Origin of the sequence: Microvirga sp. 2MCAF35, assembly GCF_052115545.1 — a bacterium.
GTDB lineage: Bacteria > Pseudomonadota > Alphaproteobacteria > Rhizobiales > Beijerinckiaceae > Microvirga.
In genome coordinates, this window is record NZ_JBFRGW010000020.1 from 32,570 (window position 1) to 47,905 (window position 15,336).

A 15,336-nucleotide genomic window follows, 5' to 3' on the forward strand; every position below is an offset into this window, starting at 1 on the left:
TCACCGGCCTTGTGCCGGGGATCTCGATTGGAAGAGTGCACCGTTTCAAACCATCGGGATGGCCGGGGCAGGCCCGGCCATGACGCCGCGGGTTGTCGTTCTCAGATTAGCGAACGGCGATGGTGACGCTGCGCTCGAAACCGCGTCCGGCCACGGCGCTGATCTGCACGATACGAAGGCTGAGCGTGGATTGAATACCGCTGAAATCGGCCGTCTCCTCGACGCTGCCATAGACGATGGACGGCTGCGCGCTGGTCAGCGTTCTTACGACCGCGTTGTCCCTGAGAATGTCGATCTCGTAACGTTCGGCATCCTCGGCCAGCGGAACCTCGATCGCCTCCCAGCCGTCGCCGTTGCTACGGGTGCGGCGCAGCCACTCAAGGCGAATGCCGCCTGCTTCCCGCCGGGCCGAGACATGCACCGGACTGAACGGTTTGAGAGCATCCCGCCCGACCGTCACGACGACTTCGGTAGCAGACGGATCCGCGTGGTCCCGGCCTGAGGGCCCGATCCTGTAACGCCAGGTGCCTCCCAGATCCTGGAGACTCGTGGTAAGTGGCACCACAGCCTCGTCGAGTTTGACCAGGAGAGCGCCTGCAGGCACGACGCGGCCGGCCTCAGGCTCGGACCCGGCAAGACCGCGCAGGAAGCGCGTAAGGCGATATGTACGCTCTCCGATCATCTCGGCACGCCCGGCGGACAAAATCTCCCACCGGCCGTCCGGACCCTGCAGCGCGAACAGGTTCCGGCCGCCAAGAACGGCTTCGTCGTCGATGGAATTCAAGGCCCCGAACGAAATCTCCACATCGAGCACACCGGACGGATCCCAGCGCCAGAGCGGCCCCGGCATGAGCGCCGTCTTCGTGCGCCCGATCATAGCCGGCAGGTCGAGAACGCGGACAGGCGTGAAGCTCGTCCCGTTGCCGGAGCGCCAGATCGTCATGGCACCGGGCCAGGGATCCGCCGCCACGGCGACATATTGCAGAGGCGGGGGATCGCCCAGCGCCGCGGGCAGATCGAGCACGACGACGGCCGGTTTGCCGGGCACCGACGGCGGACGCTTGACGGGTTTCTCAAGGGACTGGCCTGGCCGCTCGAACACGGCAGGTTCCACGGCCCTGGTGCTGACCCTCCGCGTCGGACCATCGGCGATGCGCGTGATGCGATGCAGCTTCTCGCCCGCATCGGTCGGAACCGCGATCACATCGCCCGGCTCCAGCTCCATCCGCCGCGGCGACAGTTCGAACTCCGCGCCTTCGCGCCCGGCCCACAGATCCTGCAGCCAGACATCAGCGAGGCGCTGCGCCTCCGCGCGGCGAGTGATGACGGCACTATCCGCCCGCGCTTCACGACGGCTCGAACCGGAGAGCCGGCGTGAGGCAACGGAGGCCCGGCGGTAATCCGTGTCGCCTTCGATGAAGCCGACCTCCACCTGCTGGGGCAACTCGGTTTCCTGCGCGCGGGTGAGCTTGAGCGACGGCTCCTTGTCGCCGAGCACGAAATCGTCCTTGGTCAGATGCACAACCGCTCGCCCGCCGCGCCCTTGCCATGCAAGGCCACCGCCGCGTGCGACGGCATCGATGCCGAAGAGACGCAGAAGGGGTTCGATCGCGCCCCGCACGGACATGGGCCTGTCGATCACATAGCCGTCCAGGAAGCCGTCGACGGGAATGGCACCGGGATCAGCGAATCCGTAATCGCGCAGAATGCGCGCAATCAGCCGGTCGAGCGTCGCGCCCTCGATGCGGCCGGTAATCCAGTGACCGGTTTCCCAGTTGGGACCGTCAGACCACACCATGTCGAAATCAGGAAAAGTCGGAAACGGACGCGCATCCCAAGCCCAGACGAAGACGCTGTTCGGGTCCACCATGCGCCCGTTGTAGGACGACGATACCGGGTTGTATTCCGCGAGAAAACCTCTCTGGGCCGGATCGAACCGCGACAGGATCGCTTCGAGCGTGCGCGCCTGAACGAGATCGTCGCGCACCCCGCGAGAAAACGGCGGATAGGCCGATTCCGACGATTTGGGATCGGGAAACACGTTCGGCCCGTTCGGACCCTTGTCGACGGCGGGAACGCCGATTTCGGTCAGCCAGATCGGCTTCGATTGCGGCAGCCATGACGTTGCGCCAGACTCGACGCCGTTCACACGCTCCACATGCCCGTTTGACCACCAGGAGACGAGATCTTTCGCCCGGAAGACCCACGGCTTGTTGTAAGCGCCGTCGGTGATGGGACGGCGTGTCTGCGCAGTCCTCTCGGAGGCATTGGCATAGTACCAATCGAAGGCCTCGCCGCTTCCCAGCCGCGCACGGAGGTAATCCACGTCGTAGATGTTGCGGGCCGCAGGCAGGTCCGCGTGGTTGGGCCCATCTCGCCAATCCGAGATCGGTGGATAATAATCGATCCCGACCGCATCGATGTCGTCGCTGGCGAACAACGGATCGAGCGGAAAGCGCACCTCGCCGCCGCCGTCGAGCACATGGGCACCGTATTCCGTCCAGTCCGCCGCATAGACAATCTTCGTGGACGCACGCAGGACATCCCGCACCTGCCCCGCAAGCGCCTTCAGCTTCGTGACGGCCGGATAGGAGCCCGATGCCGAGCGCACGCGGGTCAAACCGACGAGCTCGCTGCCTAAGATGAAGCCGTGAACGCCCCCGGCCTGTTCCGCAAGGTTGGCATAGTGAAGGACCATGCGGTTAAAACCGGAAGCGTTCGTAAACCAGCGGTCGACTTGTGTGGCTGCCGCTGCCGTTCCATCGGGAGAGCCACTCCTCCCCGGAGCTGGATGACAGGTGATGCGCCCGCGCCAAGGGTAGGGCGGCTGGCCGGACCCGCCATAGGGATCGGGAAGATCGTTGGCAGCAGGTATGTCCATCATCACGAAGGGATAGAGCACAACCTCCAGCCCACGCGCCTTCAAGTTCCTGATCAGGCGCTTCACGGATTCGTCCGAGGGCGTTCCGCCATAGGCCGGCGATCCGCTCACGAGCGACACCGCCTTCGCATCCGCGCGCGTCACGCCTGCCACGGACCACGTTGCGCCGTCGTTGGTCTTGGTCTTCACGTCCACGCGCGGCTCGACGAGGCAGGAGCCGGCACGTAGATCGTCGCCGAACCAACTCACCACCAGTGACACGCGCTTCAGGTTCGGACAGAGGGCCTGCATGGCGTCCAGTGATGCCGCCATGTCGGTGTCGCGCTGCATCTGGTGACGGTTCTCCGGCCGAGTCTTGCCGAGATCGAGCACCTGAGACACGGGCAGCGTATCGTAACCGAACTCGCTCGCGCCAGGGATCAGGCAGACGGCCCGGACCATGCGGTTGAGACCGTCGATGGGACGGACAACCTCGAAGGAGAATTGCGGCACGCGGTTGCCGAAATCGGCAAGCGGCAGGCGCTCGAACACCACATAGGCCAATCCGCGATAGGCCGGCGCGTTCTGCGCCCCTTCCTTGGCAACGATCAGCGGATCGGCGCCCTGCGTTTCGCTGCCCGCGTGCACGCGCATGGTGATGGTGCTGAGATCGATCTCGCGCCCATCGGCCCAGACGCGCCGGATGAAGGCGATGCGCCCCTCGCACAGGCCGACCGCAAGGTTGGCGAAATAGGAATAGGTGGTGGTGACGGTCTTCGGCCCGCTCATGCCCTTGCCGCCCTGGCTCGAGCGGTCGGTCTTCGAGTTCACCACCTCCTCGAACCGCGTCGCCCAGATGAGCTGGCCTCCGATACGCGCGCGGCCATAGACGCGGGGGATCGGCGCCCCCTCCGTGGAGGTGAGCCCGTCGATGTCCCTGAGGCGGGGACCCTCGACATATTTGGTGTTGTCGCCGCTGAACAGCGCATTGTCGATGACAGCCCCCGCGAGCCCGCCGAGCGCGCGACCGGCCATGGCGCCGATGGGACCGCCGATCATGCCGCCCACTGCGGCGCCGACGGTTTGAAGAACGATTGTGGCCATCAATGTGTGTCCGGGAAACGAAAGGCATAAGCCATATGGCGCCGCCACCAGGGATGAAACGCGACCTCGGCCACCGACGCGCCGTCATGGGCGTGGATCATGGTCTCGGGCGAGGTCGCAATCGCGCAGTGCTTGGCCGGCATGGTCGCGCGCCAGCGAAACAGCAGCACGTCGCCGGTCGCGAACTCGTCACATGCGATCTCGACGAGGTACTTCCGCGCCGCAGCCACGAGCGTATCGGCCCCGGCCTCGGCCCAATCGGGCGAATAAGGCGGCGGCAGCTCGGGCTCATGACCCAGGACGCCGCGCCAGACCCCGCGCAGGAGCCCGAGGCAATCGCAGCCGACGCCCTTGAGCGACGCCTGGTGCCGATAGGGCGTCCCGATCCAGGAACGGGCCTCGGCGAGGATGATGTGAGCTTGGGGCATGGTCATAAAGCGTGCGGAAGAACCCTCCCCGTGAGGAAAAGGGTCGGCTCGAAGAGCCGGGGTGGGGTGAATGGTGCGAGCGGTTCGAATGGCTGGCGTCAGGTCTGAGCGCGGTCGGCAAAGAGCGGTGCTGCCCCCCACCCCGCTCGCGATGCTCGCGCCTCTCCCCCTCGGATCTCGGGTGTTCCCGAGATCCGCATAATTGATGCGCAAGTCGGGAACACCCGGCCTGCGCCAGGGAGGGTTAAGGCGCCTCACCTGAAAAAACTTCCGCCATCCAGGCCGGGCTCGCCCTGTTGCGGGATGCGGATGATGAAGTCGTTGCCGGGCATGTGCGGGAAGCCGCGGAAGTTCACGGCGTTCCTGAACTTCGCCCGGCAGGTGGCGTGGGTCTTGTCGCATCCGGCCGTGACGCGGAACATGTCGCCGATCCTGATGGCCTGCGGGGCGCGCTGCCAGAGGTCGAACTCGTCCGTGCCGCTGATCGCGCGATGAACCTTGATCTCCACCGACAGGCCGGCATTGTCGCCGCTCGTCCAGGTGAGCTGGCCGGCCGTGCACCATCCGTCCGAGAAGCCGATGCCGGAGGCCGCGAGGGTCAGGGCCTCGTCCGTCGCCGTGACCGTGCCGGTTTGGCCATAGGTGGACGAGGCGAGATTGATGCCGCATCGCTCGTCGCCGAGATCCGCCGAGCAGGTGGCGCGGAACAGGCGACCGCGCTCCTCGTCGAAACGGTGCATGAGGCCCCTCACCTCGGCCACGAAACCGCCGTCGGCACGGCGGATCTCGCCGATGGAGCCGACGTCGAGGAGCAGCCGCTCCTCCACCTGGTTCCAATTGACAAGCCACGTTTCGACGCTCGCATCGTCGTAGCGGCCGGAGGAGATATCGTCCTCGGTAAGGCCCGCGGACACGAGCGCGCCGGAGACCTCGCCGCCGCCCACGGCGAAGCCGAGTTCTGTCGTGACTTCCGCAGCCTCGAGCCCTGTCCGCGCGGCATAGACGGTGCCACCGAACGAGAGATCGCGGTCGTGGTCGGTGAAGCCGAGGGTTACGCCGTCGCGGCGGATGAGTTTCCAGCAATGGCAAAGCGTCGTTGCCCCGTCGGCCATATGGGCGGCGAGGTTTTGGGGAATGGTGCGCATGAATTTCTGTTCGTGGATGCGGAGGTTGGGACAACGCACGACGCCATGACCGGTCTTGTCCGGACCATCCCGATGCTGTGTGGCTCAGCGGTCTTCGGATCGGGATCACCGGCACAAGGCCGGTGATGACGGCGACGACGCTTAAGGAACGATCTCGATCAGCGGGATCTGGGGGATGCCGCCGGCGTCGAAGGTGGAAAGGTCGATGTCGAGTTCGTCGGTATCGAAACGGACCGGCACATCGAAGGCGAAGCCCGCGGTGATGACGGCGCCCGCGGGCGGCGCGGACGCAAAGGTCACGAGGCCCGTCGTGGGATCACAGTTGAAGTCCGTGCCGACGCTCTGCTCGATTCCGTTCACCGCCACCCGCACCGTCCCGCCGACAGGCTTGGCGATGGGGCGGCTGTAGGGCGCGAAGGACGAGCCGTAGGCCTTCACCAATGGAAAGCCCGACGTCTGCCCGTCGCCGGTGCCGATGCGCTGGTCGAGGGGTGTCGGCTCGCTCGAAGGCGGGCCGGAGCGCCAGTCGGTCCGGTCGCGGAAGCGGAAGCCGTAGAGCCGGCCTCGCCGCTCCTCGAAGAAGGCGATCACCGTGTGCAAAGCATCGACGCTCCTGACCCCGAGCCCCGCATCGTAGCGGCGGCGCGACCTGGACCATCGGCTGTTGCGATGCTCGCGGCCGGAGGACAGCGTGACGATATCGGTCCGCCGCACCGGCCCGCCCCGGCTGCCGAGGCTGACATCGAGCGGAAAGCGGACCTCATGGAAATCCGAGGGCATGATCCCTCCTTTTCGAAAGATGAAACGAAAAAAGCCGGGGTGGCGTTGATGTGGCGACGCCCGAACGACAAGGAGGTGGCAGGCGATGAGCAACGCTCACAACGATCTCGCGGATGATTTCCCGGACAAGCGCGACCGGATCCACCAGCTCAAGACGAGCAACAACCACTTCGCGCGGCTCTACGACGAATATGACGAGTTGAACCGCACCATTCACCGGATCGAGACCCGGGTGGAGCCCAGGCCCGACGAGGTTGAGGAAGACCTCAAGCGCCGTCGCCTGCAGATCAAGGACGAACTCATGGCGATGCTCGACGGTGCGGGCGGCTGAGGACCTTTACATCCCGCGCTGGCCGCGCGCGACCGCCCGGGCCAGCGCGGCGGAGACCTGTGCCTCGGAACGGCGGAAGCTATCCGCATCGGGCGTCGACACGTTCACGGTCACGGAAAGCGGCCGCCCTCCTCCACCGCCGCGCACGCCGAGGCGCCCATCCGGCCCTCGCGCCAGCGGCATCACGGCCTCGGCGCCCTGCTCGCCCATGAGGCCGAGCCCGCGCCCGAGCGGGAAATAGGTCGGCGCGCCGATCACCCCGCCTTGCGCGAACGGCATCACCATGCCGCGCGAGAACGCGCCTCCCTTGGCGAAGGCCGAGCCTCCTCCGCCGAACAGGGAACCGACGATCGAGCCCAGTCCCTTGACGAGGCCGCCGAGCAGATCGCCGCCATCAAGCGGCAGCGATCCCTGCATGGAACCCGCCATCATGCCTTTCACGCTCTGGCTCAGGGCAAGCTGCAGCGGCGCCAGTGCCAAGCGCAGCCCGGTTTCCACAATCGATTGGCGAACAGACTTTATAACGTTATCAAACTTCTTGCCTTCCGCGATATTCTTGGCGAAAGCATTGGACAGGGAGTCGCCGAACTTTTCGGAGAGGCTGATGAGAGTGTTGAGCTGGCGGTCTTTGTCGCTAAAAACCTCTTTAGAGGCATTTTTTGTTTCTACATGGCTAGACATAGTCCGATTTCCCTTGTTTCTTTTTCTGAGTTCGCCTCTGATTTTATCGGCCTGTGCTTACAAACCACCATCTCTTGTTTTCGAAACTGGCAATCTATCCGATAGCGAGTGGTCCAGGGCGCAGGATGAATGCGACTATGAGGCGGAGAAGGCTACAGGATCGGCTCCTATCAATGTCGCCCATTCTCGTTGGCAGCGCCTCTATATTCAATGCATAGAGCTCAAAGGCATCAAATACCTTGGAACAACCGACCAGCAGCTTGCCAAGCCGAAATCATGAGCCTTCAATATTACTCAACGAGACTTCTGTTATTTATTGTGTTTGCTCAGTCAACACTTTCAGGATGTGTCGACAAGCGAGAAAGGCCTCAGCTTCTCTTCCAGATCGGGGCGCTGAAAGAGGCTGAATGGAAGCATGTTGATAAGACTTGCGAATACGAAGCTGCGAGAGCAGTTGCCGCCATCAAAATCGGCGTCATTGCAACTGAACAATACAGCAAGCTTTATATCCTCTGCGCCGAATCGAAAGGAGCCACTTTCGTCGGGAGCACTGATACCGCACGGAGACCAAGCTCCAAGACTGTTGCAGTCCAGCCATACTATTGGAATTGACCCATGATGGTAGTGAGCTGGCGGGTGCGATCAGCGGCAATAGTTTCTTGCCTCAAGACATTTGCTTGTCGATAGGCCGAGCCTCACCCATCCGGAAACGCCTCCATCAGCCGACTGAGATCGCCGCTGAGCGCCGGGCCGGTTTTCCGTCCGCCATGCAAACCTTCCCAGGCCGCCATCAATTCGCGCGGCGTCGCGCGCCAGAAGGCGTCCGGGCTCCACCGCAGAATGCCGAGGCCCAAGGTCAGCGCGTCGTCCCAGGGGAAAGCGTCAGGCTCGCATTCTGCGCTGCTCCTATCGGGCACGCTGCTCCCGTCCCACGCTAGCGCATCGTCCGGCGTCGAACGATGCGCTAGCGAGGGTTTGGCGATGCGTCGCTTCCGCCGAAGGTCGTGACGAGAAGATCGGCCAAGGCCGCGGCCAACGGCTCGATGCCATCGTGGAGCGGCAGCTTCGCCACCTCCGCGTCGCTCATCGCCTGTCCGCCGCCCCGCAAGGCAACGCCGAGCAGCGTGAGGAGGTCGCGGCTCGACAGGCGGCCGGAGCCGAAGCGTTCACCGAGCGCCATGAGATCCTGCACGCCGAAAGCCTCCTCGAGCTCCGCGAGTGCGCCGAGTGTCAGGCAGAGGGTATAGCGCGTCTCGCCGAGCTGCAGCCCCACCTCGCCCCGTCGTCTGTTGGGCATGATAAACTCCTTACAATGCCACAAACGACAACGCGCCGGCGGATTCGAACGCCATTTCGAATGTCACCTCCCCCGCGTGGTCGCCGCGGTATTCCAGACTGGTGATCTGGAACGGGCCTTCGATACGGCCGAAATCCGGAATGACGATCTGATAGGTGAGAATGTCCCCGTCGAAGAAGACTTGGCGCATGCGCGAATCCGAGGCTTCGTCCTTGAACACGCCGGAGCCGGAGATCGACGCACGGCGCACGCCGACGCCGGAAAGCAGCTCGCGCCAGCGCCCGGCGGATTCCGCATGGGTCACATCCACGGTCTCGGCGTTGAAGGCGATCTGGCGCGTGCGCAATCCCGCCACGGTGACGAAGCCGTTGCCGCCATCGCCGATCTTGATGAGCAGATCCTTGCCCTTCTGAGCAGGCATGGGATGTCCTTTGTTGAATGAGTGGAAAGAATGACAGTTGCTCTAAGCGCACATCACACCACCTCCGTTACCGCGCGCAGACGTAAGCTGACGCGGGTGAGGCCGGTGTCCTTGTCGCGCTCGGAAGAAAGCTCCGTCATGCGCAGATTGACGAGGCGGTGTCCGTCGAGCGGCAGCGATGCGTCGTCGAGAATCGCGTCGAAACGCTCGGCAACGGCCAAAGCCGTTCGGGCGCCACCGCGCTCGGACCAGACGACGATGCCGAGATTCTGCTCGTGCCCCCTGTCGTGATCCGTGGACCAGTCCGTCGCGCGCACGTCCGAGAACAGGGCATAGACCGGCTCCGCGCCGCGCGGCGGCTCGTCATAGAGGCGCAAGGCTCCGCCCATGAGCGCGCGCAGCTCCGTGTCCGAAGCGGCCGCGTCGATGATCGCGCGGCGAAGCGCGAGAACGGGGCTCGTCATGCGCGCATCTCCTCCACGAGGCAGACGAGGTCGCGCTTCGATCCGTCCGGATCGGACGCGGCCCGAATGGCGAAACGGCGCAAGCCGGCGGTCAGGCGCATGGCACCGGTCACGCCCTCGCGATAGCGTAGGGTGATGCGATGGGTCAGGCTCTGCTCGGGACGGTCGGCGCGCACGCGCTCGGTCCCGGAGAGCATTTCGATGGCGCCCCAGAGCTGCGGCCCCGGCGTGTAGGTGCGGATGACGCCACCGAACCCGTCGGCCCGCTCGAGCGGCATTTCGAGCACGAACCGGCGCGCCCGCGCACCGATGGAAGTGTGTTTTGGTTTCATGGCAATGTCTTTGGGAGTAAGTACGAAGCGTCTGAGCCAGACGTCATGGCCGGCCTTGTGCCGGCCATCTCGATACGGTGAGGCACGGCGTTTCAATCAATCGGGATCACCGGGACAAGTCCGGTGACGACGGTGTGAGTGTCATTCCCGGCCGAAGCGCAGCAAAGGGGAAGGGAATCCATCGCTCAGCGTTTGATCGTGGATCCCCTGCCCGCACTTCGTGCGCCGGGGATGACAGGGGGAGGAGCGTTACAGCCTCATCCGCTGAAACGGTGCCACCAGGGCAAGCGCCTCCGGCGGCAGGATCTGCTCGCCGATCGCGTCGCCCCGGTTCTCGAACCAATGGGCCACGAGAATGCGGATCGCGAGCTTCAGGGTCGCGGGCACCGCCTCCGGTGCGGTGCCGTAGCCCGCCCGCAGCTCGATGGAGATGCCGTTCCTCAGCTTGCCCGGCTGCGGCGCATCGTTGACCGTAATGCGCGGCAGGTCGCTCAGCACATCCACCTCGAAGGCGCTTGCAGGAATGTCGGACGCATCGCCCGATGCATCCGTTATCTTGATGCCGTCGACCGCGATCACCGGCGAGAGCGGCAACAGGATCGTGCCTCCTGCGGGCCAGCGGTCGAGAACCACGCGCCAGCGCTGCTCGATCAGGATCCGTCGCGAGGCCGCCTCCACCATGAGACGCGCCGCCTTGACGAGACCCGCGATCAGATCGTCCTGTGTGCCGTCATCGTCATCGACGCGGAGATAGGCCTTCATCTCCGCGAGCGCTATGGGCTCGACGGCGGGGCCGCTGATGAATATGGGAATCATCTTGAACAGGAATCCTTATCTGTCATGCAACGTCTGGTTATGCTTTGTCTCGCCCTGTCGCTGACGGCGACAGAGGCGAATGCCATCGTGGGCGGCGCCGAGGATGAAGGCCCCCTCGCCCGCCGGAGCGTCATGGTCCTGAGTTCGAACGGTGGCGTGTGCAGCGCCGTGGTGCTGGCGCGTGACGTGGTGCTCACCGCCGCCCATTGCGTCACGGGCGCCGCCGAGCACCGGGTGCATTTTCGCGACGAGACCGGCGAGCCGGTGCTGATCACGCCCGCTGCGAAGGCGGTGCATCCCGGCTACAACGCAAAGGCCATCGAGACCCGGCAGCGCTCCATCGATCTCGCACTGGTGCGTATTCCCGAGGCCCTGCCCGCACGCTTCGAGCGCGCGACGCTCACGGCCGGGCCCGTTACGAAGAACAGCCCCGTCGTCGTCGGCGGCTACGGCCTTGCCCGCGAGGGCGAGGCCAAAACCTCCGGTACCTTCCGCATCGCCTCCCTGACCGCCGTGGAGCCCTTTGGCCCAAGCAGGATTCTGCTTTGGGCGGACGGCTCCGGCACGGCAAGCGCCTGCCAGGGCGATTCCGGTGGGCCGATGGCCTCCGGAACGTCCGTCGCGGCGATCACAAGCTGGTCATCGCCGGCGAAAGGACGCAGCTGCGGAGGCGTCACGCAGGGCATCCTCGTCGGCCCTCAGCGCGAATGGATCGACCGGATTCTGAAAGGCTGGAATCGCACGGCCTCGTGGAACAGCGATTAGGTTGACGGAGCGGCCCTCCCTCTCCCGTTCGGGAGAGGGTCGGGGTGAGGGAAGGCCAGCACCGAATGAGGCGCTGAGAGATGTGTCGCGGTAGCGAATGGATAGTGCCCTGTTCTGAGCCCGCCCGCCCTCACCCCTGCCCCTCTCCTGCCCGGGAGAGGGGATGCCATGGCAGCCTTCGTGCTATCTGAATGACGTAGCCGACCTCGAATTTGAAGCGATGCTCGCTTTCACGTCCAACACTCTAGAAATTCATCAGCAATCGGAACTATCCTGACGGCCAAGATCTTGCCTTAAAAAATCCTTCTCCCACACGGCATCATCATTTCATGCGCGCATTGCCAACTCTTGCTCTTGCCGTCTTCGCTCTTGTCACCACTCCCGCCTGGGCCGTCCTGCAAGGTGCCACGTCGCGCGATCCGGATGGACTGCGCCGCTCCGTGGTGTCGATCGAGAGCTCTACCGGCGAACTCTGCTCCGGCGTGATCGTCGGACAGGACCTCGTGCTCACGGCCGCCCATTGCATGACGGATCGAGCCGCCTACCGGGTCACGGCGCTCAACCGCGCCTTCAAGCAGCAGCGGTTCAACGTCGCCGCGCTCGCGGTCCACCCGACCTTCGTGCCCGGCACCACGCCACGCACGCAGCCCGGGATCGACCTCGCCATTCTCAAGCTCGACCACGCGCTCGGCCCCGACTTCCTGCCCCTCAACCCGTCCCAGGCGGGACGGATCGACGTGGGCGACGGCGTGACGATCGCGGGCTTCGGCGTGTTGACAGAACGGGCGAAACGCACGGCCCGGACGCTTCGCCAGACGAACCTGGTGTCGCTCGGCCCCATCGAAGTGGCCAACCGCGTCCTGATCGTCGCCGACCGCAACCGGCTGGCGGAAACGACCGGCGCCGGTGCCTGCCGGGGCGATTCCGGCGGACCGATCCTGGCCGCCACCCGGTCGGGCTATCTGCTCTACGGCATCACGAGCTGGTCGAGCGGTCCCTTGCGCAGCCGGGAGCCCAGCGCCTGCGGCGGCCTCACGGCCGTCACCCCGATTGCCGAGCATCTCGGCTGGATCTCGTCGAACATGCGCCATCTCGAGGTCATGAACGGTGCGTGGACGGAGGCGCCGGTGTCTTCGCCCTCGCACCGCTGAATGTCTACGCAGCGAATTTCAGCAGCTTGATCGCCGCGTAATCCTGCACGCCGCCGCCCACGCGCTTGGTGGTGTAGAACAGCACGTAGGGCTTTGCAGAATACGGATCGCGCAGCACGCGCATGCCGGCACGGTCTACGATGAGATAACCGCGCTTGAAATCGCCGAAGGCGAGCGCGCATGCATTCGCCGCGATGTCCGGCATGTCCTCGGCCTCGACGACGGGAAAGCCCATCAGGGTCGCGGCCTGGCCGACGCTCGATGGCGGAGCCCAGAGATACTGACCATTATCGTCCTTGAACCGGCGGATCGCGCTCTGCGTCTTGCGGTTCATGACGAAGGAGGCGTTCTGTCGGTAGCCGGCCTTGAGGGCATAGATCAGGTCCACCAACACATCGGACGGATCGTCCGCCGGGAACGCGGCGCCGCCCGTCCGCACCGTGCCGAGTTTGCCCCATTCCCAGGCCTCCTCCGCGACCGTCTCGGCGGCGAGAAAGCCCTTCGGCTTGTTGACGCCGTCACCCGTCACGAACGCAGTGCTTTCCTGCTCGGCGAAGGCCGCCTCGACCTCCTCGGCAATCCAGCGATCAATATCGACCACCGCATCGTCGAGAAGGGTCTGGGTGGCGGCCGGCATGGCATAGAGCTCCATGGCCGGGAAGCTCATCTCGGAGAGCGTCGGGCTCGCGGTCTGCGGGCGGGCCGCCGTCTCTCCGACCCAGCCTGTCGCCGGGCCGGTGACCGAGAAGGCGCGCTTGTACTGGCCGCCGGAAATCACCCGCACGGACGAGATAGCGCGGATCGGCGAGACGGCGGAGAGACGGCGCAGAACCTCGGTCTCGACCGTGTCGGGCACGAGATAGCCGCCATCGGGACCGGAGCCGGCGGACAGCGCCTTCTCCTCGAGCCGCTTCAGGCCCGATGCCTCGCCGCTGCGGATATAGGAATGAAACGCCGCCTTGTGCTCTCCTTTAGCCGGATCGCGCGACATCTCGGCAGTGCTGCCTAGGGGCGGACGCGAGCGGTCGAGGGAAAGACGGTCGAGGCGGCGCTTGGCATCGTCGAGCGCGCTGTCGATGCGGGTGAGCTTCTCGTCGGTCACCACGTCGCTCGAAAGCCTCGTCTCGATCTCGGACAGGCGCGTGTCGTTGGTTTCCTTGAACGCTTCGAAGGCGCGGGCGAAATCCTCGAAGGCCGAAGCGACATCGTCGGAAATGGATTTGGTGTCTACAACTGGGATCATATCAATCAATCGATCTTGAATGCTTCAACGAAAAAGGCCCGCCGAGAGGCGGGCCCGTTTATTTCCCCGTGAGGGAAATGCTTACATATGCCGGGCGGTACGACGCGCCGAACGGGCGACGGTCGGCCCGGTCACAGCGCCAACTGCGCCACCGGCCACGGCGCCGACGGGACCTGCCACCGAGCCGACGCCGGCCCCGACGGCAGCGCCGCCGACGCGCTCTTCCGTGGTGGTGCAGGCCGCGGCCGCGAGGCCGAGGAGTGCGACGAAAGCGAGCTTCTTCATGAAAACCTCCCGAGATTCGCGGAGCCCTGACACCTTCCGGGTGACGAAAGGGCCCGCCGCGTCCGCGAACCGTGCGGGCGATCTTCTAACGCGCTCCTATGGACAAGGTTCAGGACAATAATCGCACCGTAGCCTGGCGGATGCTGGCGGCGAGCTTCGGACGCGAATGCTTCACGGTCTCGACCCGCGCGTCGGGCAGCATCGGGAAGGTCACGACGGAGATCTCCCACAGATCGAGCTTCTCCAGCCGGCGCAGGCCGGTGGGCCGCTCGGCGCGCGCGCGCTCGACCCGAAAGCCGATGGAGAGTCCGTCGACGGCGCCCTCCCGCATGAGCGCGTGGATCTCCCGTGCGCGCTCCACGGCCAGGTTGAGTTTGCCGCGAACCCGCAGGCCCCGCCGGTCCTCCTGGATCAGAAGCCAACGCCCGATGGGCTGGCCCGGATCGTGCTGCCAGAGGAGCCGTACGTCGGATGCGCCGCGTTTGCGTAAGGAGTCCGAGAACGCGCCCGGCATGACCACGTCCTTGCCGAGATCGGCCGTCCCGAATAGGCTGGCATAGCCCTCGAACACGCCGTCGACATCGATCGCGTTCAGCGGCTCGGGCAGGAACTTGCGCTCCTGAATGATGGGCAGGCCGGTCTTCATCGTGTGGCTCCGCGGAGTGTCTTCGGCGGCTTGACGTCGAGCTTTTCCAGCTGGCGCACGAAGTCGCGGAACACGAGCGTGGCGCGGCCCTGCCCGTCCCGCGCGGCTTTCGGCTTGCGCGGCGTACGCGTGATGGAGCGGGTCATGAGGGGTCTCCCGAATGGCGGCGGTTGAAGAGGGACAGCTCGCGCACGAACGCGTCGAACCGGCGGTTGGCCGCGAACAGATCGCGCAAGGTCATGGCAAGCAAGGCGGACGCCCCGCTCGCCCAAACGAAGAGGGCAAGATGGGCAAGATCCCCGCGCCGAATGACGGCCTCGGTGATCTGGTCGAATGTGTTCATGTTTTGTTCCTGCGCAAAAACTCCGTTGAGGGTGGGTGCGCGTGGGGATGAGGTGGGTTGGCGGATCGGTGGTGGCCCCTCGGTGATGCCTATCGTGAGGTTGCGGGCGTCGACCCAGCGTCATCCCGGACGCCGAAGGCGATCCGGGATCGTTCGTAGAATATGGCTCGAACTCCCCTCTCCCTGAGGGTGAGGGTTTATGGAGCCCCCCGGATTGAGCTCGGCCCCTCACCCGGACCTAAAG

At 65.1% G+C, this 15,336-nt stretch carries 20 protein-coding genes; 4 read left to right on the forward strand and 16 right to left on the reverse strand.

Features of this window, described 5'->3' with window-relative positions; translation table 11 throughout:
* Positions 1-106: 106 nt before the first annotated feature.
* The 4 genes from AB4097_RS12035 to AB4097_RS12050 form a co-directional block, all read right to left on the reverse strand.
* Complete coding sequence (locus AB4097_RS12035) at positions 107-3,964, reverse strand: baseplate multidomain protein megatron (RefSeq protein WP_442039767.1); 3,858 nt, start codon at positions 3,962-3,964, stop codon at positions 107-109.
* Entirely contained in the window at positions 3,964-4,398 is a 435-nt protein-coding gene (locus AB4097_RS12040; RefSeq protein WP_442039769.1) for an NlpC/P60 family protein, read from the reverse strand. Before AB4097_RS12040 ends, AB4097_RS12035 begins: the two co-directional genes overlap by 1 nt.
* A 248-nt stretch (positions 4,399-4,646) precedes the next feature.
* Positions 4,647-5,537, reverse strand: a complete 891-nt coding sequence (locus AB4097_RS12045) for a DUF2163 domain-containing protein (protein ID WP_442039771.1) — start codon at positions 5,535-5,537, stop codon at positions 4,647-4,649.
* Positions 5,538-5,678: 141 nt separating this feature from the next.
* Positions 5,679-6,317 (reverse strand): phage distal tail protein, Rcc01695 family, encoded by a 639-nt coding sequence (locus AB4097_RS12050; protein WP_442039773.1) that lies wholly within the window; start codon positions 6,315-6,317, stop codon positions 5,679-5,681.
* A gap of 85 nt (positions 6,318-6,402) precedes the next feature.
* Here AB4097_RS12050 and AB4097_RS12055 point away from each other — a divergent pair, with 85 nt between their 5' ends.
* Entirely contained in the window at positions 6,403-6,648 is a 246-nt protein-coding gene (locus AB4097_RS12055) for a YdcH family protein (protein ID WP_442039775.1), read from the forward strand.
* A gap of 6 nt (positions 6,649-6,654) precedes the next feature.
* Here the strand turns inward: AB4097_RS12055 and AB4097_RS12060 are convergent, their stop codons facing one another.
* Positions 6,655-7,329 (reverse strand): phage tail tape measure protein, encoded by a 675-nt coding sequence (locus AB4097_RS12060; protein ID WP_442039777.1) that lies wholly within the window; start codon positions 7,327-7,329, stop codon positions 6,655-6,657.
* On the opposite strand from AB4097_RS12060, the gene AB4097_RS12065 reads away from it, so the two are divergent.
* Positions 7,253-7,609: a hypothetical protein gene (locus AB4097_RS12065; RefSeq protein WP_442039862.1), complete on the forward strand. Its 357-nt coding sequence runs from the start codon at positions 7,253-7,255 to the stop codon at positions 7,607-7,609. The two genes, AB4097_RS12060 and AB4097_RS12065, sit on opposite strands and share 77 nt — an antisense overlap.
* A gap of 415 nt (positions 7,610-8,024) precedes the next feature.
* Here AB4097_RS12065 and AB4097_RS12070 read toward each other — a convergent pair whose 3' ends face one another.
* The 6 genes from AB4097_RS12070 to AB4097_RS12095 all read right to left on the reverse strand — a co-directional run bounded on the left by AB4097_RS12070 (position 8,025) and on the right by AB4097_RS12095 (position 10,659).
* Complete coding sequence (locus tag AB4097_RS12070) at positions 8,025-8,246, reverse strand: phage tail assembly chaperone (RefSeq protein WP_442039779.1); 222 nt, start codon at positions 8,244-8,246, stop codon at positions 8,025-8,027.
* Between the two features lie 47 nt (positions 8,247-8,293).
* The gene (locus AB4097_RS12075) at positions 8,294-8,626 is read right to left on the reverse strand and encodes a gene transfer agent family protein (RefSeq protein ID WP_442039781.1); all 333 of its coding nucleotides are present in this window, start codon (positions 8,624-8,626) and stop codon (positions 8,294-8,296) included.
* A gap of 10 nt (positions 8,627-8,636) precedes the next feature.
* Positions 8,637-9,047 (reverse strand): phage major tail protein, TP901-1 family, encoded by a 411-nt coding sequence (locus AB4097_RS12080; protein WP_442039783.1) that lies wholly within the window; start codon positions 9,045-9,047, stop codon positions 8,637-8,639.
* A gap of 53 nt (positions 9,048-9,100) precedes the next feature.
* Positions 9,101-9,511 (reverse strand): DUF3168 domain-containing protein, encoded by a 411-nt coding sequence (locus tag AB4097_RS12085; RefSeq protein WP_442039785.1) that lies wholly within the window; start codon positions 9,509-9,511, stop codon positions 9,101-9,103.
* Positions 9,508-9,843 (reverse strand): phage head closure protein, encoded by a 336-nt coding sequence (locus AB4097_RS12090; protein WP_442039787.1) that lies wholly within the window; start codon positions 9,841-9,843, stop codon positions 9,508-9,510. Before AB4097_RS12090 ends, AB4097_RS12085 begins: the two co-directional genes overlap by 4 nt.
* Before the next feature lie 249 nt (positions 9,844-10,092).
* Complete coding sequence (locus AB4097_RS12095) at positions 10,093-10,659, reverse strand: head-tail connector protein (protein WP_442039789.1); 567 nt, start codon at positions 10,657-10,659, stop codon at positions 10,093-10,095.
* A 24-nt stretch (positions 10,660-10,683) separates the two neighbouring features.
* On the opposite strand from AB4097_RS12095, the gene AB4097_RS12100 reads away from it, so the two are divergent.
* Together AB4097_RS12100 and AB4097_RS12105 are read left to right on the forward strand one after the other, a co-directional pair.
* Complete coding sequence (locus AB4097_RS12100; protein ID WP_442039791.1) at positions 10,684-11,424, forward strand: S1 family peptidase; 741 nt, start codon at positions 10,684-10,686, stop codon at positions 11,422-11,424.
* A gap of 329 nt (positions 11,425-11,753) precedes the next feature.
* The gene (locus tag AB4097_RS12105) at positions 11,754-12,575 is read left to right on the forward strand and encodes a S1 family peptidase (protein ID WP_442039793.1); all 822 of its coding nucleotides are present in this window, start codon (positions 11,754-11,756) and stop codon (positions 12,573-12,575) included.
* Between the two features lie 4 nt (positions 12,576-12,579).
* Here the strand turns inward: AB4097_RS12105 and AB4097_RS12110 are convergent, their stop codons facing one another.
* The 5 genes from AB4097_RS12110 to AB4097_RS12130 form a co-directional block, all read right to left on the reverse strand.
* On the reverse strand, positions 12,580-13,818 hold the full coding sequence (locus AB4097_RS12110) for a phage major capsid protein (RefSeq protein ID WP_442039795.1): 1,239 nt from the start codon (positions 13,816-13,818) through the stop codon (positions 12,580-12,582).
* A gap of 81 nt (positions 13,819-13,899) precedes the next feature.
* On the reverse strand, positions 13,900-14,103 hold the full coding sequence (locus AB4097_RS12115) for a hypothetical protein (protein WP_114945502.1): 204 nt from the start codon (positions 14,101-14,103) through the stop codon (positions 13,900-13,902).
* Between the two features lie 109 nt (positions 14,104-14,212).
* A complete protein-coding gene (locus tag AB4097_RS12120) occupies positions 14,213-14,749 on the reverse strand; it encodes an HK97 family phage prohead protease (protein ID WP_442039797.1) in 537 nt (178 codons plus the stop codon).
* Positions 14,746-14,895, reverse strand: coding sequence for a hypothetical protein (locus AB4097_RS12125; protein ID WP_442039799.1), 150 nt, complete (start codon positions 14,893-14,895; stop codon positions 14,746-14,748). The genes AB4097_RS12120 and AB4097_RS12125 overlap by 4 nt, the downstream gene beginning before the upstream one ends.
* Positions 14,892-15,092 (reverse strand): hypothetical protein, encoded by a 201-nt coding sequence (locus AB4097_RS12130; protein ID WP_009493950.1) that lies wholly within the window; start codon positions 15,090-15,092, stop codon positions 14,892-14,894. The genes AB4097_RS12125 and AB4097_RS12130 overlap by 4 nt, the downstream gene beginning before the upstream one ends.
* Between the last annotated feature and the right edge of the window lie 244 nt (positions 15,093-15,336).